This window comes from Kribbella sancticallisti, from assembly GCF_039530625.1.
In the GTDB taxonomy this organism is placed as follows: Bacteria; Actinomycetota; Actinomycetes; order Propionibacteriales; family Kribbellaceae; genus Kribbella; species Kribbella sancticallisti.
Genome location: NZ_BAAAOS010000048.1, coordinates 374,188 through 395,792, shown reverse-complemented (window position 1 = coordinate 395,792; position 21,605 = coordinate 374,188). Strand labels below are relative to the sequence as shown.

The 21,605-nt window shown below is 69.3% G+C and carries 17 protein-coding genes and 1 tRNA gene; 13 read left to right on the top strand and 5 right to left on the bottom strand.

Annotated elements, in window-relative coordinates; all coding sequences use genetic code 11:
- Window positions 1–92 precede the first annotated feature (92 nt).
- The 3 genes from ABD255_RS31240 to ABD255_RS31230 form a co-directional block, all read right to left on the bottom strand.
- Window positions 93–165: transfer RNA gene (locus ABD255_RS31240), tRNA-His, on the bottom strand.
- A gap of 43 nt (window positions 166–208) precedes the next feature.
- Window positions 209–832, bottom strand: coding sequence for an oligoribonuclease (gene orn, locus ABD255_RS31235; protein ID WP_344220369.1), 624 nt, complete (start codon window positions 830–832; stop codon window positions 209–211).
- A 74-nt stretch (window positions 833–906) separates the two neighbouring features.
- On the bottom strand, window positions 907–1,827 hold the full coding sequence (locus ABD255_RS31230) for a class I SAM-dependent methyltransferase (protein ID WP_344220368.1): 921 nt from the start codon (window positions 1,825–1,827) through the stop codon (window positions 907–909).
- 147 nt (window positions 1,828–1,974) lie between these two features.
- Here ABD255_RS31230 and ABD255_RS31225 point away from each other — a divergent pair, with 147 nt between their 5' ends.
- From ABD255_RS31225 to ABD255_RS31215, 3 genes are all read left to right on the top strand, one after another.
- Window positions 1,975–5,199, top strand: a complete 3,225-nt coding sequence (locus tag ABD255_RS31225) for a tetratricopeptide repeat protein (RefSeq protein WP_344220367.1) — start codon at window positions 1,975–1,977, stop codon at window positions 5,197–5,199.
- Between the two features lie 33 nt (window positions 5,200–5,232).
- The gene (locus ABD255_RS31220; RefSeq protein WP_344220366.1) at window positions 5,233–5,604 is read left to right on the top strand and encodes a M23 family metallopeptidase; all 372 of its coding nucleotides are present in this window, start codon (window positions 5,233–5,235) and stop codon (window positions 5,602–5,604) included.
- An 88-nt stretch (window positions 5,605–5,692) separates the two neighbouring features.
- Window positions 5,693–6,196 (top strand): GNAT family N-acetyltransferase, encoded by a 504-nt coding sequence (locus ABD255_RS31215; RefSeq protein ID WP_344220365.1) that lies wholly within the window; start codon window positions 5,693–5,695, stop codon window positions 6,194–6,196.
- Window positions 6,197–6,221: 25 nt separating this feature from the next.
- Here the strand turns inward: ABD255_RS31215 and ABD255_RS31210 are convergent, their stop codons facing one another.
- On the bottom strand, window positions 6,222–6,425 hold the full coding sequence (locus tag ABD255_RS31210; protein ID WP_132192535.1) for a cold-shock protein: 204 nt from the start codon (window positions 6,423–6,425) through the stop codon (window positions 6,222–6,224).
- A 231-nt stretch (window positions 6,426–6,656) separates the two neighbouring features.
- A complete protein-coding gene (locus tag ABD255_RS31205; protein WP_344220364.1) occupies window positions 6,657–8,060 on the bottom strand; it encodes an MFS transporter in 1,404 nt (467 codons plus the stop codon).
- A gap of 46 nt (window positions 8,061–8,106) precedes the next feature.
- Here ABD255_RS31205 and ABD255_RS31200 point away from each other — a divergent pair, with 46 nt between their 5' ends.
- The 10 genes from ABD255_RS31200 to ABD255_RS31155 all read left to right on the top strand — a co-directional run bounded on the left by ABD255_RS31200 (window position 8,107) and on the right by ABD255_RS31155 (window position 21,526).
- On the top strand, window positions 8,107–8,544 hold the full coding sequence (locus ABD255_RS31200) for a MarR family winged helix-turn-helix transcriptional regulator (RefSeq protein ID WP_344220363.1): 438 nt from the start codon (window positions 8,107–8,109) through the stop codon (window positions 8,542–8,544).
- A 75-nt stretch (window positions 8,545–8,619) separates the two neighbouring features.
- Window positions 8,620–9,471, top strand: a complete 852-nt coding sequence (locus ABD255_RS31195; protein ID WP_344220362.1) for an NTP transferase domain-containing protein — start codon at window positions 8,620–8,622, stop codon at window positions 9,469–9,471.
- Between the two features lie 5 nt (window positions 9,472–9,476).
- The gene (locus tag ABD255_RS31190) at window positions 9,477–11,273 is read left to right on the top strand and encodes an aldehyde ferredoxin oxidoreductase family protein (RefSeq protein ID WP_344220361.1); all 1,797 of its coding nucleotides are present in this window, start codon (window positions 9,477–9,479) and stop codon (window positions 11,271–11,273) included.
- Window positions 11,270–14,188 carry a formate dehydrogenase subunit alpha gene (fdhF, locus tag ABD255_RS31185; protein ID WP_344220360.1) on the top strand — a complete coding sequence of 973 codons (2,919 nt, stop codon included), beginning with the start codon at window positions 11,270–11,272 and terminating at the stop codon, window positions 14,186–14,188. The genes ABD255_RS31190 and fdhF overlap by 4 nt, the downstream gene beginning before the upstream one ends.
- On the top strand, window positions 14,185–15,873 hold the full coding sequence (locus ABD255_RS31180; RefSeq protein WP_344220359.1) for an NAD(P)H-dependent oxidoreductase subunit E: 1,689 nt from the start codon (window positions 14,185–14,187) through the stop codon (window positions 15,871–15,873). The genes fdhF and ABD255_RS31180 overlap by 4 nt, the downstream gene beginning before the upstream one ends.
- 9 nt (window positions 15,874–15,882) lie before the next feature.
- Window positions 15,883–17,109 carry a molybdopterin molybdotransferase MoeA gene (locus tag ABD255_RS31175; RefSeq protein ID WP_344220358.1) on the top strand — a complete coding sequence of 409 codons (1,227 nt, stop codon included), beginning with the start codon at window positions 15,883–15,885 and terminating at the stop codon, window positions 17,107–17,109.
- A gap of 10 nt (window positions 17,110–17,119) precedes the next feature.
- Window positions 17,120–19,030, top strand: a complete 1,911-nt coding sequence (locus ABD255_RS31170) for a molybdopterin biosynthesis protein (RefSeq protein ID WP_344220357.1) — start codon at window positions 17,120–17,122, stop codon at window positions 19,028–19,030.
- Between the two features lie 68 nt (window positions 19,031–19,098).
- A complete protein-coding gene (locus ABD255_RS31165; protein ID WP_344220356.1) occupies window positions 19,099–19,848 on the top strand; it encodes an ABC transporter substrate-binding protein in 750 nt (249 codons plus the stop codon).
- The gene (locus tag ABD255_RS31160) at window positions 19,845–20,504 is read left to right on the top strand and encodes an ABC transporter permease (protein ID WP_344220355.1); all 660 of its coding nucleotides are present in this window, start codon (window positions 19,845–19,847) and stop codon (window positions 20,502–20,504) included. The genes ABD255_RS31165 and ABD255_RS31160 overlap by 4 nt, the downstream gene beginning before the upstream one ends.
- Window positions 20,489–21,526, top strand: a complete 1,038-nt coding sequence (locus tag ABD255_RS31155) for an ATP-binding cassette domain-containing protein (RefSeq protein WP_344220354.1) — start codon at window positions 20,489–20,491, stop codon at window positions 21,524–21,526. Before ABD255_RS31160 ends, ABD255_RS31155 begins: the two co-directional genes overlap by 16 nt.
- Window positions 21,527–21,605: the final 79 nt, after the last annotated feature.

The window sequence follows — 21,605 nt, the reverse complement described above, 5'->3', positions numbered from 1 at the left end:
GTGGCGAAGCCCCCACCCTGCGAAGCGACGCACAAATGACGAGGGCGACCCAAGTCCGCGCTCTCCGCGGACATGGATCGCCCTCGACCTCGGGTGAGTAACGGGACTTGAACCCGCGGCCCCCTGGACCACAACCAGGTGCTCTACCAGCTGAGCTATACCCACCATGTTTCGTCGTGCACCGCCTGGAACAAGCGCGGCTGGGTAATCATAGCGATGATGGTCGGTTACCTGAAATCGGGTCGCTGACCAGGCTCGCGGCCGCCTTCGCGGTGTCCGTGTCCGGGCCCGGCTGCGGCACGAAAACGGTCTGGCGGTAGTAGCGCAGTTCGGCGATGCTCTCGGTGATGTCGGCCAGCGCCCGGTGGTTGCCGTTCTTGGCCGGCGTCGCGTAGTACACCCGCGGGTACCAGCGCCGGACCAGTTCCTTGATCGAGCTGACGTCGACGTTGCGGTAGTGCAGGTGCGCCTCGACCTTCGGCATGTCCCGGACCAGGAAGGTGCGGTCGGTACCGACCGAGTTCCCCGCCAGCGCGGCCTTCCGCGGCTCCTTCACGTAGCCGGAGATGAAGTCGAGCACCTGCTGCTCGGCGTCGGCCAGGGCGATCCCGTTCGGCAGTTCGGCCAGCAGTCCGGACGCGGTGTGCATGTCCCGGACGAAGTCGCCCATCTGCTCCAGGGCGGCAGCGGGCGGTGCGATCACCAGGTCGATTCCCTCGCCGAGCACGTTCAGTTCGTAGTCGGTGACGAGAACCGCGACCTCGATCAGGGCGTCCCTGTCCAGGTCGAGTCCGGTCATCTCACAGTCGATCCACACCAGCCGGTCGTTCATGGGCACTTACCTTACGGCGGCCCGGGTGGAGCGGCGCGCCCGGCAGCCTCTTCGCCCGGCGTGGCGCTGCGGGACTAGCTCCGCTCGCCGAGATGGATACTGCGGACGGAGAGCGCGGCGAGGTCGGTACGGCGTCCCAGGAAGTGCTCGCTGTCGGGGTCGAGCAGCTCTTTCCATACCGCCAGATCCTCCGCCGGAAGAGCCAACTCCTCGGGCAGTCCGTCGCCGTCGCCGTGGCCGTGGCCGTGGCCGTGACCGTGGCCATGCCCGTGCCCCTGCGCCGCACCAGGTGTCAGCCGCTCGACCCGGGCCTGGAATTGCGAGACGACCCGGTCCCGATCCTCGTCGGACAGCGGCACCGGCCTCTCCGTCAGCACGCTCTTGGTGGTCACCCCGGTCAGCCCGGCCCGTTGCAGCGCGTCCGTCCATCCATAAGGCAGCGGCACCGACCCGGGCAGCCCTTCCCGCATCACCTTGAACCACAGGTCCTGAGCCAGGTCCAGCCGGAGCTCCAGACCGGGCTCACCGATCCCGAGATCCCAGGGCAGGCTCCGAGCCGGCAGGCCGCCCTCGGCCAGCGCCAGCCGGCCGCCCGGCGCCAGCAACGAGACCAGAGCATCGATCGCGGCCTGCTGATCAGCGGCGTGGTGCACCGAAGCCGAAGCCCAGATCAGGTCCGCCGGTGCACCAATTGCCGCACGCAACGGTTCCGGGCCGTCGTCCATCGAGACCAGTTCGCAGCGGACAGCCCCCGCGGTGTGCGCCCGCGCCTGCTCCAGCACGTCGGCGTCAGCGTCGATCGCGACCACGCTCGCGCCGTCCGGCATGGCCGCGGCGAGTGCCTTCGCCATCCCACCGCCGCCGCAGCCAACGTCGACGGCCAGCTTGTCGGTCGGCCGAACCAGGCCCGAGGCAACCATCTCGTTCCAGCCGGCCTCGTCCGTGGCGGTGTGTCGTAGGTGTCCGGCCTGCGCGGCCCAATCGATCTCGATCATGCAGGCCAGCATGCCGTTCCCGAGCCTGCCGGGACACCGTTCCTTGCCGGAACGGCAAATCTCCCGCCCATATCCGGGCTAGCACTGTTGCGGCCCTGCTACCGACAGTGCTGTCCTGTCTAGAGCCGGGGGAACGGAGGTGGGGCTATGCCGGCGGTTGATGACCCGGTTTCGGCGCAGGGGACAGTGGACCGGCCGCGGTTGGCCGCATTGCTGGACGAGGGCGCCCGGCGGCGGCTACTGACGGTGGTCGCGGACGCAGGCTTCGGGAAGTCGACTCTGCTCGGCTCGTGGGCGGCCCAGCGGCCATGCGCCTGGTACACCGTGCGCGCCGAGGACCGTTCGCTCGCCGCCATGGTCACGGGGCTAGTTGAGGCGTTGCGCCGCCAAGTCCCGGCCTTGTCGGCAGTGCTGGCCGCAGAGCTCCAAGGACCCCGCGGACCCGACGCCGACGCGGAGCAGAGCACCAGAGCCCTCGCGTACGCCGCTGTGCTGGCTGAGGCGCTCGAGCAGAACCTCGAGGGTGACCTGGTCCTCGTTCTCGACGACCTCCACGAGCTCAACCCCGGAGACCCGGCGACCCGCTTGATCGAGGGCCTGGTCCGGGTGGCTCCACCTGCGCTGCATCTTGTGGTCGCTTCCAGGACGGCCATGCCCTTCGGGATCGATCGGCTGCGCGGTCGGGGCCAGGTGCTGGAAATCGACGCGACCGCTCTTGCTTTCACGGTCCAGGAGACGCTCGCCGTGCTGCACGTAGTACTCGGGGATGGGTCTGAGGAACTTGCCGAGCCGCTGCAGGCCGCAGTACAGGGGTGGCCGGCGGCTGTGCGGCTTGCGGTGGAGGCGTTGCGGACAGTGCCGGCTGCTGAGCGGCACAGCCGGTTGCGGAGGGCCTTGAGCTCAGACGGCCCGCTGTACGACTACCTGGCCGAGGAGGTCTTCGCCGCCGAGCCCCAGTCCGTACGCCGGTTGGTCGCTGCCGTCGCCGTGTTACCCAGGTTCGGGGCCGAGCTCTGCAAAGCCACAGGTCTAACCGAGAGCGCAGAAACCCTGCACCAGCTTCGAACCCGTGGCTTGCTCGTCTCTGCTGGTGATGAGGACGGCTACGAGCTCAACCCCCTCGTCAGGGACTTCGCGATCGACAGGCTCTCAGCGAATGAGGCCGGGATGGACGAGCTGACTCTGCGGGCCGGCAAGTGGTTCGAGTCGGTCGGAGAGCACCGGGACGCCCTGGCCTGCTACCAAACCGTGGATCCCGCCCGGGTGGCGCAGATGCTGGCAGATCGTGGGCACGCGATGGTCAACGGCGGTCTGGCCGAGACCGTGGTCGCTGCAGTCGCGGCGCTCCCCGCCGAGCTGCGGGATGCCGCGATGGACCAGTTGGAAGGCGAAGCCAGGCAGGTGCTCGGGGACTGGCAGGGCGCGGAGGACTGCTTCGACCGGATCATCGAGCCCGAGGGGGAGATCCCCGTGGGCATCGCCTGGCGCCTGGGACTGATCCATCACCTGCGCGGCCGTACCGACGTCGCGGTCGCCGTGTACCGCCGGGGCAAGCTGGACGGCCAGCACCCGACTGATGAGGCGCTCCTCCAGGCTTGGTGGGCCGGTGCGCACTGGTTGCGGGGTGAGTTCGACGAGTGCCGTCAGTTGATCGCGGCCGCCGGCGTGTCGGCCAAGCTCTCAGGAGACGATCGTGCTCTGGCGATCGTGCACACCGTGCTGGCGATGCTTGCTGCCGTCGACAGCGATCCACGGGGCAACGCGTCCCACTACGTACGGGCCCTGGAGCATGCGGAGCGGGCCGGGGATCTCCTGCAGTCGATCCGCATCCGGGTGAACCGCGCCTCGCATCACATCGGCGAGGGCGACTACGCACTGGCGTTGGGCGAGTTGGAGCTTGCGCTGGAGCTGGCGGATCGCGCCGGCTTCGCGGTGTTCCGTGCACTCGCCCTGAACAACCGCGGCGAGGCGCTGCTGCGGCTGGGGCGGCTGGACGAGGCAATAGGTGAGCTTGAAGCTGCGAGAGCTCTCTACCAGAAGCTGGAGTCGAAACGAGTCGCGCAACCCCTTGCAGTACTGGGGGAGGTCTACCGCGAACGCGGTGACCGGGCGATGGCCCGAGCCTGTTACGAGGAGGCCATCACCATGGCAGACGAGACGAAGGACATGCAGTCGCTGGTCCCCTCACTGGCAGGTCTAGCGCGGGTGCTGGCGGTTGAGGAGCCCGAGAAGGCCGCGGAGCTTGCGGGGATCGCCAAGCAGGCCGTGGCCTACGGACCCGTCCCGGGCCTGTCCGGCGCCTTGGTGGCTCTTGGCTGGGTAACGCTGCACGCCGGCAACAAGGCCGAAGCTGCTGCAGCCGCCGAGGAGTCGGCCGCGCTCTGCCGCAAGCGGCGTGACCGCGCTGGTCTGGCGGACGCACTCGAGCTCTTCGCGGCTGCCGAGGGCGGCGAGGTGCTGCACGAAGTACTGAATATCCGTCATGAGCTGGGTGATCCGCTGGGCCAGGCGCGGGCCGAGTTGATGCTCGCCAAGCGCACCAAGGGTGCCGAGGGCCGTGAGTTGGCGCTGCAAGCTCACCAGCAGTTCCTGGCAGCAGGAGCGACCCGCTATGCCGCAGCAGCTCTAGCCGCCAGCCAGGAGACAGGCCCGGCTCCCGTACGTGTCGAGTGCCTAGGCGGCTTCCGCGTACTACGGAACGGCAAGGCGGTCCAGCTAGGCGAGTGGCCCTCCAAGAAGGCCCGAGACCTCCTCAAGATCCTGGTGGCTCGTCGCTGCCGACCTGTGGCACGCGTGCAACTCCTGGATCTGCTCTGGCCGGACCAAGGTGAATCAGTCGCTTCACCCCGACTCTCGGTGGCACTCTCCACTGTGCGGTCCGTGCTCGACCCAGACAAGCAGTACCCGGCCGACCGCTTCGTCGGAGCCGACCGCGCCACCATCTGGCTGGACGGCGATCAGGCCTCTGTAGACGTCGAGACCTTCCTCCACGACGCCCGAGCGGGCCTGGACACCAACAACCTGCCCCTGCTCAAGGGCGCCGAGGCGGCGTACAGCGGGGACTTCCTGGAGGAGGACGTGTACGCCGACTGGGCCGCGGGGATGCGTGAAGAGGCCCGCGCGCTCTACGTCCGGGTGGCACGCGTGCTCGCCGAGCGCGGCAGGAGCGACCCCGACGCAGCCGCCGGCTACCTGCTCCGGATCCTCCAACGCGACCAGTACGACGAACGGGCGCACCTGGGCCTGGTCTCCGCCTTCCAGGCGAGTGGAGCCCACGGCGAGGCCAGGCGGGCCTACCGGACGTACATCCAGCGGATGGCCGAACTGGAGGTCGAGCCGGCGCCCTACCCAGCCGTCCCGGCCCGGGTTTAAGACTGGCTGAAGGTCCGTATGCACCCTCAAGGCATGGCAGCACCGGTACACAACGCGGTGGTGACCTGCGAGTTCGGGGTCGCAGGCAACGGCTGGCAGCACGGCGTCCACCCAGGCCGTGACTACCAGGCAGCAGCCGGTACGCCGGTCCGGGCCACCTTGGCCGGGGTCGTCGTCCGGGTGGAGGGGAACCAGGTCGTGATCGAGTCGAACGCGATCTGGCATCTCTACGGGCACCTCGCCGAGCCGGAAGTCCGGCGGGGGGACACGGTCGAGACGGGGGATCGGCTCGGCTTGGCGGTGGGACCACACCTGCACTACGAGGAACGGGTCACGCCGTACGAGGCAGGGGACCATCGCAGTCCCCGCTTCGACCTGCATCCGAACGCGCGCCTGCCGTCGTAGTGGGCGCTGCCGGAGGTATCGGGGGGATGGCGTCGGGCGGGCCGGCCGAGGAGGGAGCGGCCGAGCCGCTCGACGCTACCGTGGGCGGATGATCGCGACCAGGTTCGACACCGAGCGGCTTGCTCTGCTCCCGCTGCACGTCGAGTACGCCGACGAGATGGCGAAGGTGCTCGCCGACCCTGCGCTCTACACGTTCACCGGGGGTGAACCGCCGACGGTGGAAGCCCTCGCAGCGCAGTACGAGCGACAGTGCGCTGGGCCGGGGCGGCCGGGGGAGTACTGGCTGAACTGGGTGATCTCGTCACTGCAGGACGACGAACTGATCGGGTATGTCCAGGCGACCGTGACCGAAACCGAGGCGGAGGTCGCCTGGGTGCTCGGCACGCGCCGGCAGGGCCGTGGTTACGCCAAGGAGGCCGCGATCGGCCTGGTCGACTGGCTGACGGCTCAAGGGGCGCGGCGGATCATCGCGCACGTCCACCCCGACCACACCGCCTCGGCTGCCATCGCCGCGGCCGCCGGGCTCGAACGCACCGACCGGATCGACGACGGCGAACATCTCTGGGAGAACGCAAAACAGGCCCGGCCGTGACCGGCCGGGCCTGCTTTCAGGTCGTTCAGACCGGGCGGACGTTCTCCGCCTGCGGGCCCTTCGGGCCCTGGGTCAGGTCGAACTCGACCTTCTGGTTCTCGTCCAGCGAACGGAAGCCGTCCGTCGCGATCGCCGAGTAGTGCACGAACACGTCGGCGCCGCCGCCGTCCTGGGAAATGAAGCCGAAGCCCTTTTCACCGTTGAACCACTTCACTGTTCCGCTAGCCATGATTTGCTCCTTGTGTGGGGCGGGTAACAGGTCCCGACGGTCGCCGGTCCCTCGGTTGCTGAACGAGCCCTCTCACTCAGACCATGGCCCGAAAAATGAGAAAACGCCCTGCGGATCACAAATCCGCGGGCGTTTCAAAACGAACGTGGAACTGCAAAACTGCAACCGCCGGAAACGGTAGCACATTCGGCCGGTGCGCACCCTGTCACGGTGCCTGCGCGGGGCGTCGAGCTACCACGACCCCCGATGGTCCGGGACCAGCAGCGTGAGCGGCACGATCAGCAGCAGGACGGCGGCGAAGACCAGGAAGCTGTGCGCCTGGGCGAGGCCGCCGTTCGCGGAATGGGCCAGGATCGTCGTGGTGACCGAGACGGCCACGATGCCGCCGGACTGCCGGAACATCCCGCGCAGGCCGGTGATCGCGGAGATCTGGTCCGGCGCGAGTTGCAGGATCGCGTTGTTCGAGGCGGGGATCGAAAGGCCCATGCCGATCCCGGTGATGCCGGCCGCCAGCGCCAGCCACCCGTACGGCGTGAGGCCGTGCGGGGCGAGCGACATCAGGGTCATCCCGCCCGCGACCAGCAGGAAGCCGCCGATCATCGGGCCCCGGTAACCGGTCCGGCGGAGCGCGAACACGGCCAGGCTGGCGAGGCAGATCATTCCGACGGCCCGGGCCGTGAGCAGCGTCCCGGCCTGCAGCGGCTGGATCCCGTACCGCGATTCGGCGTACAGCGGGACGAGGGCGCCGAAGCCGAGCACGGCGGCGCCGAAGAGGAAGTTGATCGAGTTCATCGCCCCGAAGCCGCCGCCGCGCAGCAGATTGACCCCGATGATGGGCGCGGCGTGCCGGTTCGCGTGCCGGACGAACAGGACGCCGAGGGTGATCGCCAGCACCTCGGCCCCGATGAAGAGCGGATCGGCCGGTGACGCACCGCTGCTGCCGAGCGAACTGATCCCGTACATCCCGAACAGCAGCGTCAGCGCGAGCAGGGCGGCGCCGGTGGCGTCGATCCTGGCCCCTGGGGCGGGGGTGCCGCGTGGGATGAACTTCAGCCCGAGCACGATCAGCAGGATGCCGATCGGCACGTTCACGATGAAGATCTCGCGCCAGGACCAGTAGGTGACGATGACGCCGCCGATGATCGGGCCGATGATCCCGCCGAGCGGGAAGATCGAGGTGAACATGCCGATCGCGCGGTCCCGGTCGCGGCCGAACTGTTCGGACACGATGCCGGTCGCGGTCGGCATGAAGGCGCCGCCGCCGATCGCCTGGAAGGCCCGGAACACCACCAGCAGGTAGATGTTGTCGGCCAGGCTGCAGGCCAGCGAGGCCACCGTGAAGAGCACCGCGGCGCCGAGAAAGACCCGCCTGCGCCCGAACTGGTCGCCGATCCGGCCGGCCAGCGGCATCACGATGATCTGGCCGAGCGCGTAGATCGTGATCGTCCAGCCGCTCCAGGTCAGTTCCGCGTTCAGGTCGCCGCGGATGGCGTTGAGCGCGGTCGCCACTATCGTCTGATCGATCGAGGCCATCAGCAGCGCCATCGAGACGATGCCGAAGACGATCCGCCGGTGGGCTAGCGGCTCGTCCGCGGCCGGGTCGGCGGTTCGCTCTGCTGAACTCGACGGTTCCATCGATGAACAGGCTACATTGCTTGCCAGCAGGCAATAAAGGGGTGACATGACTGACACCGAGACGTTGAGCAAGCTCCGCCGGGTGATCACCAAGCTCGCGCGCGAGCTCAACGCCACGGCCACCGGCGAGGGTCTGACGCCGACCCAGGCGTCGGTGCTGGGCCTGATCGCGTTCCGCGGGCCGCTCGGCCTGACCGAACTGGCTCAGCTGGAAGGACTCAACCCGACCATGCTGTCCCGGGTCGTCGGCAAGCTCACCGAGTTGGAGTTGATCCAGCGCGACCCGAATCCGGACGATCTGCGCGCGATCCGGGTCGAGGCGACCGAGGCGGGCCGGCTGCTGCACGAGCGGGTCAAGCTACTGCGCACCGAGGCCATCGGCGGCTGTCTCGACCAGATCCCGGAGGAGTCCGCCCAGCGCATCATCGACGCGCTACCGGCCCTGGAGGAACTCGCGCGGGCCCTGCGCGCCACCCACTCGTAGCACTCTGGCTTTCCTGGTAGAACAGGGCTACTCCTGGGGAGGCGAAATCTGAACATATCGTATACCGTCGACAGTATGAGATCTGCTGCCGCCGTGGTCCTCGCCGGAGGCCGGTCGTCCCGGATGGGCACCGCGAAGGCCGCGCTGGAGTGGCACGGTTCCACCTTGCTGCGTCACGTCACCGGCGTCGTCGCGCGGGCCGTCGACGGGCCGGTGGTCGTCGTCCGCGCACCCGGCCAGGAACTACCCGCGCTCGACCCGACAGTACTGGTCTGTGACGATCCCGAGGAAGGCCGCGGGCCGTTGCAGGGACTGGCGGTCGGCCTGGCCGCTGCCGCAGAGAGCGCTGACACCGCCTTCGTCTGCTCGACCGATCTGCCCTTCCTCCACCCTGCCTTCGTCCAGGCCGTACTTCGCCGGTTCGGTCCGGAAGGTCCGGAGGTGGTGCTGCCCTTCGTGCACGGCTACCGGCAACCGATGACCGCGGGCTACCGCACGGACCTCGCTCCGCGGATCTCCAAACTGCTCGATGCCGGGGTGTTCCGTCCCGCCCAGTTGTTCAAGGAGTGCGACCTACTGCGGGTCGAGGAGGCCGAGTTGCTCGCGGATCCCCACCTGCTCCGCGCCGATCCCGGCCTGGAGTCGGTGGTCAACCTCAACGAACCCGACGAGTACCGCGACGCTCGCGACCGGCCGGCTCCCGAGATCCTGGTCGAACGCTTCGGCGTACTGGCGAACCGTGGCGGTGAACGCGGCCCGCGCACCGTCCGCGCGGCGAATCTGGGCGCGGCCGCCGAGCAGGTCGGGCTCACCTTCGACGGTCATGTCCTGGCCGCGGTCAACGGCGACCAGATCCGCGGCGACGCCCTGGTGCCCCTTGTCACCGGCGATACCGTCGCCTTCATCTCTGCGGACGCGGGCGGGTGATCGCGATGACTCCTCCAGGTGGCTACTTCGGCCAGGCGCTCGTGGTGGACGTGACCGACGGCTCGACCACAGTGCTGCCGCTGCCCGACGACGTACTGCGCGGCTATCTCGGCGGCGCGGGACTCGGTGTCTGGCTGCTGACCAAGCTCGGTGAGGCCGGCGTCGACCCGTTGGACCCGGCCGCGCCGCTGGCGTTCGTGTTCTCCCCGCTGGTCGGTACGCCGCTGACCACCAGCGCCAAGTTCGCGGTGGTCGCGAAGTCGCCGCTCACCGGGATGCTCACCGACGCCCTCGCGTCGAGCCACTTCGCCATCGCCGGCAAGTTCACCGGGTACGACGCGATCGTGCTGACCGGGCGGTCCGCAGTACCGGCGAATCTGCTGGTCGACGCCGAAGGGGTCCAGTTGGTCGACGCTTCGGCTCAGTGGGGTCTGTCGGCCTCCGAGGCCGAGGAGTCGATCCGCGAACAGCACGGGCGGAACTGGCGCGCGGCGAGCATCGGCCCGGCCGGCGAGGCGCTGGTGCGCTACGCCACGATCTCCCACGACGGCCGGCACGCCGGACGCGGCGGCCTGGGTGCGGTCCTCGGCTCGAAGAACATCAAGGCGCTCGCCGTGAAGGGCCGCAAGCGGGTGTCCCTGGCCGACAAGGACGCGGTGCTCGCGGCGGCCAAGGACCTGCGCGGGCGCTCGTTCGGGCCGGCGACGGAGAAGTACCGCGAACTGGGCACGCTGGCGAATCTGCTGGCCTTCAACGCGATCAGCACCCTGCCGACGCGCAACTTCCAGACCGCCACCTTCGACGGCGCGCCGATGCTGTCCGCGGAGGACCTCGCGTCGAAGCGGTCGGTGGCCAAGAACAGTTGTGCCTCCTGCACGATCGGGTGCGAGCACATCTACGCCACCAAGGGCGGCGGCAAGGTCCGGGTCGAGTACGAGAACGTCTTCGCGCTCGGGCCGATGTGCGGAGTGTCCGACCCCGACCAGGTGCTCGCCGCGAGTTCTCGCTGCGACGAACTCGGCCTCGACACGATCTCCGCCGGCGGATCCATCGCCTGGGGAATGGAATGTGTCGAGCGCGGCCTGCTGGACGTCCCCTGGCTGCGCTTCGGCGACGGTACCGCGCTGTTGCGCGCGCTGGACGAGATCGGCAGCCGCACCGGCGTCGGCGAACTGCTGTCGGAAGGCACTCGGCGAGCGGCCGCGATCGTCGGCCAGGGGTCACTGGCCTTCGCGGCCCAGGTCAAGGGCCTGGAGATGCCGGGCTACGAGCCGCGCACGATGCAGTCGATGGCGCTCGGGCTTGCGGTCAACGCACGCGGCGCGGACCACAACCGGTCGGGTGCCTACGAGGCCGATCTCAAGGGCGGCCTGGACCGCGTGCGCGGCACCGACGAGCACGTACGGGCGGCGATCGAGACCGAGGACAAGGCCGCGATCATGGACTCGCTGATCCTGTGCAAGTTCCTCCGCGGCGTCTTCGCCGAGCCCTTCGACGAGTGGGCCGGCCTGCTGGCCGGCGTCACCGGCTGGGACGTGGACGGCACCGAACTGCGCGAGACCGCCCGGCGGATCGTGCACGCCAAGCGCGCCTACAACCTGCGCGAGGGCTGGAAGCCGGAGGACGACTGGCTGCCGGACCGTTTCCTGGACACCTCGCTCGAACTCGCCTCAGGCCGGACCGCCACGCTGCCGGCCGAGCGGTTGCGATCGATGATCGCCCGCTACTACGCCGAACGCGGACTGGACGCCGAAGGCCGCCCAACCCTTGTCACCGCTACCGGAACGGAGCCGACACCATGACCATCACGCGCCCTGCAGCGGCTGAGGTCGAGCAGCGCACGGTCTCCCTGACGATCGACGGGCAACCGCTGACCGTTGCCGAGGGCACCACCATCTGGACCGCTGCCCGCGACGCCGGCATCGACATCCCGGTGCTGTGCCACGACGAGCGGTACGACCCGGTCGGGGTGTGCCGGATGTGCGTGGTCGACACGGGCGGCCGGGCCTATGCGGCCGCCTGCATCCGGCCGTGCGAGCCGGGCATGGAGGTGGCCACGTCGACGCCCGAGGTGCAGCGCAGCCGGGAGGTCCTGGCCGAGTTGCTGCTGGTGGACCAGCCACCGCGCGAGGAGGACCCGAAGCAGACGACCACGGCGGACAACGAACTGCTCGCGGTCGCGGACGACTTCTTCATCACCGAGATCGAGGACCTGTTCCCGGGGCCGTCCCGCGGTACCGACGGGTCCAACCCGGTGATCGAGGTGAACCACGACTCGTGCATCCTCTGCGACCGGTGCGTCCGGGCCTGTGACGATGTCCAGGGCAACGACGTGATCGGCCGCAGCGGCAAGGGCTACTCGACCCGGATCGCGTTCGACCTGAACGACCCGATGGGCCAGTCGTCCTGCGTCACCTGCGGCGAGTGCGTGTCGGCCTGCCCCACCGGAGCCCTGACCAACAAGGCGATCAACAGCATCCCGATCCAGCCGAAGGCGGAACTGGACGCGGTCGACACGGTCTGCCCGTACTGCGGCGTCGGCTGCGCCCTGACGTACTACGTGGACCGCGAGCGCGGCGGGATCTCGTTCGCCGAGGGACGGGACCAGCCGGGCAACCAGGGCCGCCTGTGCGTGAAGGGCCGGTACGGCTGGGACTACGCGTCCTCCCCGCAGCGGCTGACGAAACCCCTGATCCGGGTCGACTCGGCGTACCCCAAGGGTCCGTTGTCGGCCGCCACCCAGGAGAACAGCACCCAGGACACCGACGGACCGGGTCGCAAGCGCGGAGCGGGCAAGGGCGGTCGCAAGCCCGGCGGGCTGGTGCCGTACGAGGAGGTCATGCCGCACTTCCGCGAGGCGACCTGGGAGGAGGCGCTCGACCTGGTCGCGCGCAAGCTCGGCGGGATCTACGCCGAGAGCGGGTCGGACGGCCTCGCCGGCTTCGGTTCCGCCAAGTGCTCCAACGAGGAGGCCTACCTCTTCCAGAAGCTGATCCGCACCGCGTTCCACAGCAACAACGTGGACCACTGCACCCGGCTGTGCCACGCCTCGAGCGTCGCCGCGCTCTTCGAGGGTGTCGGATCGGGCTCGGTCTCGACCACCTACGGCGACATCGAGAACGCGGACGTGGCGATCATCACCGGCAGCAACGCGACCGCGAACCACCCGGTCGCGTCGTCGTTCTTCAAGCAGGCCAGGCGCAACGGCACCACCATCATCTACATCGATCCGCGCGCCGGCACCGTCGCGGACCACGCCGACCTGTTCCTCCAGCTGAAGCCGGGCACGGACGTCGCGCTCTACAACGGGATCATGCACGAGGTGATCCGGCTCGGCCTGATCGACCGGGAGTTCCTGTCCAGCCGGACCTCGAACTACGACGAACTGGCCCGGACGGTGGCGGAGTACCCGCCGGAGCTCGCGGCCCGGATCACCGGCGTCGACGTGGAGCTGATCCGCGAGGTCGCCAAGGTCTGGGGCGAGTCGAAGGCCGGCGTCATCTACTGGGGGATGGGGATCTCGCAGCACACCACCGGTACCGACAACGCCCGCTGCCTGATCGCGATGTGCTGCATCACCGGCAACGTCGGCCGGCCCGGCACCGGGCTGCACCCGCTGCGCGGCCAGAACAACGTGCAGGGAGCTTCGGACGCGGGCTTGATCCCGATGTTCTACCCGAACTACCAGCGGGCGAACGAGACGAAGAACCGGGTGCTGTTCGAGAACGCCTGGGGGACCGAGCTGAACCCGGAGAACGGGCTGACCGTGACCGAGGTGATCAAGTCGATCCTCGACGGCGGCGTCCGCGGCATGTACATGCTGGGGGAGAACCCGTTCCTGTCCGACCCGAACATCAACAAGGTCCGCAAGGCCCTGTCCCAGCTGGACTTCCTGGTGGTCCAGGACATCTTCCTGACCGAGACGGCCGAGTTCGCCGACGTGGTGCTGCCGGCCTCGTCGTACCTGGAGAAGGACGGCACCTACACCAACACCGACCGGCGGGTGCAGCTCGGCCGGAAGGTCTTCGACCCGCCGGGCGAGGCGCGGGCGGACTGGGAGATCGTGCAGGACATCGCCCAGCGACTGGGCCTGGACTGGAACTACTCGGCGCCGCGCGAGGTGTTCGAGGAGATGGTCCCGCTGATGCCGGACTACACGAACCTCAGCTACGACAACCTCGGCTCGTCCGGGAAGCTCTACCCGGTACAGGATCCCGAGAACAGCGACGGCACGGTCGTTCTGTTCGACGAGCGGTTCAACACCGCCGACGAACTGGCGCACCTGGTGCCGGCCGAGTGGCTGCCGGCCAAGGAACTGCCGAACGAGGACTACCCGTTCGTCCTCAACACCGGCCGGCTGCTGCAGCACTGGCACACCGGCTCGATGACCCGGCGGTCCTTCGCCCTGGACAGCATCGCGCCGCGGGCCGAGGTGTCCATCCACCCGGACGACGCCGCCGAGCTCGGCCTGGTCGACGGCGAGTTCGCCCGGGTGTCGTCGCGGCGCGGCGAGATCGTGCTGAACGTCAAGGTGTCGCACCGCGAGGCCCGCGGCAACGTCTTCATCCCGTTCCACTTCCGGGAGGCGGCGGCGAACCTGCTGACGATCGACGAGATCGATCCCACCGGCAAGATCCCGGAGTTCAAGTTCTGCGCCGTCGCGATCGCCCCGGTCGGCGATCGCGGCAGCGTCCGAGTCGGAGGTGCACCCCAGTGACGGTCACAGTCCCCGGTGTCGAGGCCCGGGCCGGCAAGTTCCGCGGTCCGAGCCTGATCCCGCTGCTGAACGCGATCCAGGAGCGCTGCGGCTGGCTGCCGCGCGAGGAACTGGAAGCGCTGTCCAGGCAGCAGAAGCGGCCGCTGTACGAGATCGAGGGCCTGGTCTCGTTCTACCCGCACTTCCTCACCGAGCCGCCGAAGGACGTGACGGTACGGGTCTGCCGCGACCTGGCCTGCTGGCTGAAGGGTGCCGAGGGGCCGGCCGCCGAGCTGCGCGAGCGGTACGCCGGTGCCGAGGACGTGGACGTGCTCGAGATCTCTTGTCCCGGCAGGTGCGATATGGCGCCGGCGGCAACAGTCAACGAGCGGCCGGCCCGGCTGTCGGAGGTCGACACCGCGGTCGAGGACTTCAGAGGCGGCGATCGCGACCTGGGCGCGGTCGTCGCGTACGCCCCGGCAGACGGCTGGCCCAACGACCCGTACGAGTCGGGCGAGCACCACTACCGGTCCTTGCGGGCTCTGCTGATGGGACAGGTCTCGCCGGAGCAGGTGATCACCGCACTGCAGGACGCGGGACTGCGCGGGATGGGCGGCGCGGGCTTCCCCACCGGCAAGAAGTGGGAGCTGGTCCGGGCCGCGGAAGGCGCGGTCAAGTACGCGATCTGCAACGCCGACGAGTCCGAGCCCGGCACCTTCAAGGATCGCCAGTTGCTGGCCGAGCAGCCGCATCTGGTTCTCGAAGGACTGCTGATGGGCATGGTGGTCACCGGCGCCGAGGAGGGCTGGGTCTTCATCCGGCACGAGTACGGCCCGGAGGAAGCGGTCCTGCACACCGAGATCGGGCGGCTGCGCGAGCAGGGGCTGATCGGCCCGAACGTGCTCGGCACCGGCCGCCGGCTGATGCTGGACATCTTCACCTCGCCGGGCGGGTACATCCTGGGTGAGGAGACCGCCCTGCTGGAATGCATGGAAGGACATCGGGGCGAGCCGCGGAACAAGCCGCCCTTCCCCGGCAACTACGGCCTGTGGGGCAAGCCGACGCTGATGAACTCGGTGGAGACCTTCGCCGACGTCCCGGTGATCGTCTCCCGCGGTGCCGACTGGTGGAACGCGCAGGGCGTCAACGGCGCCACCGGGCTGAAGTTCTTCGCCGTCTCCGGCCACGTCGAACGCCCCGGCGTGTACTGCGTACCGATGGGAACCACGATCCGCGACCTGATCGACGTGGCGGGTGGAGTCGCCGGTGGCGCCGAACTGGAGGCGGTGCAACCAGGTGGCGCCTCGTCGAACTTCCTCGGCCCGGAGCACCTCGACGTACCGCTGGACTTCGGCACGCTGGCCGAGGCGGGTTCGATGCTCGGCTCGGGTGCCATGGTGGTGATGGCCGCCGGTACGGACGCGCTCGCCGCCGCCACCAACGTACTGCGCTTCTTCCGCAACGAGTCGTGCGGCAAGTGCGTGCCCTGCCGGGTCGGGTCCACCAAGGCCCACGACCTGCTGACCGAAACGCTGCAATCCGGCGGCGAGCTCGACGAGCCACGCAAGGCCAGGCTGCTGGAGCTAGAGCTGGTACTGCGGAAGTCGTCGATCTGTGGTCTCGGACAGGTGGCTCTCGGCCCGGTGGTCAGCGTGCTGGGCCGTCAGCGCGGCGGTACGACGGCCCGACCGCAGCCCCGGAACTGAGGGGGCACCATGCCCGGTCGGGAGTTCTTCCAGACGCAACCGGTATCGCAGGCCCTGGCGGGGTTCCGCCCGCGGCGGCGTACCGGGACGGAGACCGTGCGTCGCGAGGACGCGCTCGGCCGGGTGCCGGCGGAACCGATCCGGTCCGGCGCCGAGTTGCCTGGCTTCGCGCGGTCCACGGTCGACGGCTATGCCGTCCGTGCCGCTGACACCTATGGCGCGGGCGACGGCCTGCCGGCGTACCTCGACCTGGTTGGCTCGTTGCGGATGGGAACCGCCGCGGACGTCGAGATCCGGCCCGGGGCAGCAGTGCAGATCCCCACCGGTGCAGCGGTTCCGGACAGCGCCGACGCGGTCGTGATGGTCGAGCACACCCAGGTCACGATGCCGGGAGTGATCGAGGTGACCAAGTCGGTGGCGGTCGGCGACGGCGTGGTCCGTCCCGACGAGGATGTTGCTCTCGGCAAAGAACTGGTTCCGGCCGGACGGCCGCTTCGGGCTCAGGATCTAGGTCTGCTGGCCGCGGCGGGCGTGACTCGCCTGGTGGTCTGTGCGAAGCCAAGGGTGGCGATCATCTCGACCGGGGACGAACTCGTGCCGCCGGAGACCGCCGAGCTCAGCCCGGGAGAGGTCCGGGATGCGACGGCATCGGCGCTGGTGGGGCTCGTGGAGCAGGCCGGCGGCGTGCCCGTCTCCTACGGGATCGTGCCCGATGATGTCGATCTGTTGACCAAGACCCTCACCGCGGCGGTCGCGGAGTGCGACCTGGTTGTCGTGTCCGCGGGGTCGTCGGTCGGTGCGCGCGATGAGACGACTGCTGCGGTCGAGGCTCTGGGCGCGCCCGGTGTCTATTGCCACGGACTCGCCATCAAGCCGGGGAAGCCCACCTTGCTGGCCGAATGCTCCGACGTACCCGTCATCGGCCTGCCGGGCAATCCGCTGTCCGCCTTGGTCGTCTTCCGGATGGTCGGCCTGCCCGTACTACGGCTCGTCGGCGGCATCACCTCCCCGGCACCAGAACCTTCCGTGGTCGCGACCATGGCCCGGCCGATCGCCTCGGCGGCGGGTCGCCTCGACGTAGTACAGGTCAGCTTGCGGGACGGTCTGGCGACGCCTCTGTTCGGGCACTCCGCACTACTCTCGCTGCTGACCAGCGCGGACGGCTACGTGGTGATCCCCGAACCAGCGACCGGTCTCGACGCCGGGACGCCGGTCACCGTGACGATGTACAGATAGGTGAAGCGCAGTGCACAGCAGCCCTTTCATCAGTGACGTACCCGTCGCCGAGGCTCTGCAGGCCTGGTACGACGCCTGCACCGCGGCGGGTTGTCCCGATCGGGTCGCAGCTGACCTGGTGCCGCTGGAGGACGCGGCCGGACGGGTCACGGCCGAGCCGGTCTGGGCCACCCGGTCCTCGCCCGTCAGCGATGTGGCCGCGATGGACGGCATCGCAGTACTGGCGCGGGAGACCCATGGCGCCACGCCGACGACACCGCTGCACCTCGGTCCCGAGTCCTATGTGGTGGTGGACACGGGAGATCCGATGCCGGACGGCTTCGACGCGGTGGTGATGCGCGAGCAGGTGCACTACGTCGGCGACGACGCCGAGATCAGATCCGCGGTACCGCCGTACCAGCATGTGCGTTCTATCGGCGAGGACATCAGCGCCGGCGAACTTCTGCTGCCCGAGGGCCACCGGCTCCGGCCGGTCGACCTGGCCGCCGCCGCGGCAGCTGGCGCCACCCGGGTGCTGGTACGGCGTCGTCCTCGTGTCGCCGTGATTCCGACCGGCGACGAGATCGTGCCGATCGGCTCACCCGTACGCCGTGGCGAGATCCTCGACACCAACTCGCTGATGCTGGTCGCGCAGGCCCGGGAAGTCGGCTGCGAGGCGTGGGCCACCGAGATCCAGCCGGATGACGTGGAGCGGCTGAGCACTGCCGTCCGGGAGGCGGCGGGCTCGGCGGATCTGGTGATCGTGATCGCCGGTTCGAGTGCGGGACGTGACGACTACACCGCCCGGATCGTCTCGGAACTCGGGGTGCTCGCAGTTCACGGCGTCGCGGTCCGGCCCGGGCACCCCGTCGTACTGGGTGCGGTGGACGCCACGCCGGTGGTCGGCGTACCGGGGTATCCGGTCTCGGCGGCGCTGACCTTCGAGATCTTCGTGGCGCCGTTGCTCGCCGCGCTGGAAGGCGCTGCCGCATCGCAGCGGCCCGAGGTCACGGCCAGGCTGGCTCGCAAGTTGCCGTCGGTCGTGGGGATGGACGACTGGGTGCGGGTCCGGCTCGGGTCGGTCGGCGGTCAGGTGGTGGCGTCGCCGTTGCCACGCGGCGCCGGTGTCCTGACTTCGCTGGTTCGGGCTGACGGGTTGCTGCTGGTGCCTGCGGGGGTGGAGGGTCATCACGCGGGCGAGCAGGTGTCGGTGCGGCTGTTGCGCCGGCTGCCCGAGATCGAGCGGACGATCGTTGCCATCGGCTCGCACGACCTGGTCATCGACGTGGCGGCGACGATGCTGCGCGGCGCCGATCCGACCCTGACGCTGGCGTCGTCCAACGTGGGCTCACTCGGTGGCCTGGTGGCCCTGCGGGACGGGTTGTGCCACCTGGCCGGTTCGCATTTGTTGCACCCAGCAACGGGCGAGTACACCGTGCCCTATCTGGACGAGATGATGCCCGAGCGCGACCTGGCGGTCATCCGGCTCGTGCACCGGGATCAGGGTCTGCTGGTGCCGCCGGGCAACCCGCTCGGCATCACCGGGCTTGCCGATCTCGGCGAGCGTGACCTCTCGTACGTGAACCGGCAGCGCGGCGCCGGTACCCGGATGTTGCTCGACCAGGAGTTGCGCAGGCTCGAGATCGATCCGGCGACCGTCAGCGGCTACGCCCGGGAGGAACCGACTCACCTGGCCGTGGCCGCCGCGATCGCGGCCGGCCGGGCGGACTGCGGGCTCGGCATCCTGGCCGCGGCGCGGGCCTTCGGGCTCGACTTCGTGCCGGTGGCCGAGGAGCCGTACGACCTGGTGGTCGAGGCGTCGAGCCTCGAAGATCCCTTGCTCGCGCCCTTGTGGGAGTTGCTGAAATCAGCCGACTTCCACGCGGAGATCGCGAAGCTGGGTGGGTACAACACCACCGAGACCGGGAAGCGGCTGCGATGATCTCCCGAGCGGCTGGGTTGCTGTTGGCGAGTGCTCTGATCGCGGGTTGTTCCTCCTCCGATGCCGCCGTGAACAGCGGACCTTCCGGGAACCTGGTGCTGGCGACAACAACCAGTACGCAGGACTCGGGGCTGCTCGACGTCCTGCTGCCGGCCTTCGACGCGCGCAGTGACTGCATCGTCAAGACCGTGGCGGTGGGATCGGGACAAGCGATGAAGATGGGGGAGAAGGGCGACGCCGACGTACTGCTGGTGCACTCTCCCGCGGCCGAGGAGAAGTTCATGGCCGCGGGGCACGGCGCCAGTCGCGAACCCGTCATGCACAACGACTTCGTGGTGGCCGGCCCGCCCGCGGATCCGGTCGGGCTGGCAGGATCCGCCACTGCTGCTGAGGCGTTGAAGCGGATCGCGGCCAAGCAGGCGCCCTTTGCCTCTCGCGCGGATGACTCCGGCACGAACGCGAAAGAGCTGGCGCTGTGGAAGACGGCCGGCGTCGTACCGGCTGGGGCCTGGTATCTCAAGACCGGCCAGGGCATGAGTGCCACGCTGACGATCGCGAACCAGAAGCAGGCGTACACGCTGGCCGACCGCAGTACGTTCCTGGCCACGAAAGGCCTGCAGTTCACGGTGTTGTTCGAGGACTCGGCCGACCTGCGCAACGACTACCACGTGCTCGTCGTCAAGCACGACGGCGTCAACACTGCTTGTGCTCGAGAGTTCGCGGACTGGGTCCGGGACCGGCCGGCGCAGGAGCTGATCGCGACGTTCGGGATCGACGAGTTCGGCGAAGCGTTGTTCTTCGCCGACGCGGGCCGATGAACTCCGAGCCGGTGCTGGAGGTTCTCGCGAGATCCGCGACGGTGTCTCTCACGGCCACCGTGATCGCCTCGGTGCTCGGCATCTCGCTGGGTAGCGCGCTGGCCCTTGCGGGGCTGCCCGGACGCCGGCTCCTCACCGCGGTGGTGAACACCGGGATGGCGGTCCCCACGGTCGTCGTCGGCCTGCTCGTCGCCCTGCTGCTGTGGCGTAGCGGCCCGCTCGGGGATCTCGGCCTGATCTATACCGTTCGCGGCATGATCATCGCCCAGGTGGCCATCGCCACGCCTCTGATCACCGGCATCACGATGGCCGCGCTCCAACTGCTGCCACCCGAACTGCCGGAGCAACTGCGCTCGCTGGGAGCCAACCGTCTGCAGTTGGTGGTGCGCCTGTGGATCGAGGCCCGGCTGCCGCTGCTGGCCGCGGCGATGGCCGGCTTCGGGCACGCGGTCTCCGAGGTCGGCTCCGCCACCCTGGTCGGCGGCAACATCCACGGCCAGACCCAGGTGATGACCACGGCGATCGTCGAGAACGTCAGCCGCGGCGAGTTCGGCACCGCCCTCGTGTACGGCGCGATCCTGCTGGTGCTCGCCTTCGTCATCAACAGCCTGCTCGCGTCGATCCAGCAGCGGGGAGCGGTGTGGGCGCGGAACTGACGGTGCGCGAGGTTCGGCACCGGCGCGGTGGGCGCGAGGTGCTCCGGATCGACCGGCTCGACGTCGCGCCGGGCGAGCGGGTATCCGTGCTCGGCCCGAATGGCGCGGGCAAGACGACCCTGCTCCGGCTCCTCGCCGCTGTCGAACCACCCCACGCCGGCCAGGTCACGGTCGCCGGCCACAGTACGGCGTACGGCGGGGTGGAACTGCGGCGACAGGTGGCCTACGCGACGCAGCGGGCCGGGTTGCTCAGTACCAGCGTGCTGCGGAACGTGGAGTTGCCGTTGCAGTGGCGCAAGGTGCCTCGCAGGCGTCGCCGTGAGCTCGCCATGGCCGCGCTCGAACGCCTGCGGGTGGCGCATCTGGCTGACCGGCCCGCGAGAGCCCTGTCCGGTGGGGAGCAGCAACGAGTCAGCCTCGCCCGCGCTCTGGTGCTCGATCCGGACGTCTTGCTGCTTGACGAACCAGCGGCTGGACTGGACGCGCGATCCCGGTCCGCCTTCTTCGCCGACCTCGACCAGGCGCTGGCGGACCGGGCGATCACCGTTGTGCAGGTGTCCCATCGCGCGGAAGAAGCCCTGCAGTTGGCCGATCGGGTCGTCGTACTGCTGGGCGGGCGGGTGCATCAGGACGGTACGCCCGAGGAGCTCAACCGGCGGCCGGTCGATGCGAGTGTGGCCGCGCTGGTGGGTTACGAGAACCTGGTCGACGCCGAAGTCGGGCCTGACGGCTCTGTCCTCGTCGGCCGCACTCCCACCGGGCTGACCACGAGCCACCCGGCAGGGCCGGTCACGGTCGCCGCGTTCGCCAGCGGAGTACAACTGGTGCCGGCTGACTGGCCGGGGCTTCCGGTCCGGATCACCCGGGTCAGCCCTGGCCCGGGACATCGGTCCGTCACGGTGTCCGGCGCAGTGTCGCTGTTGGCTCACGTGCCGTTCCAGGCGACGGCTTCCTTGCTCACCGGCGGTAGTGCGCGGGTGGTCTTCGACCCTGCGCTGACGGCGATTCTGCCGCGCGCCTGAGTCGCGCCCCGGCGCGGGAATCCGGCGAGCGCTTTCCCGAATCCCTGGTAGGCAAGGTCTATCAAGTCATCAGGAATGT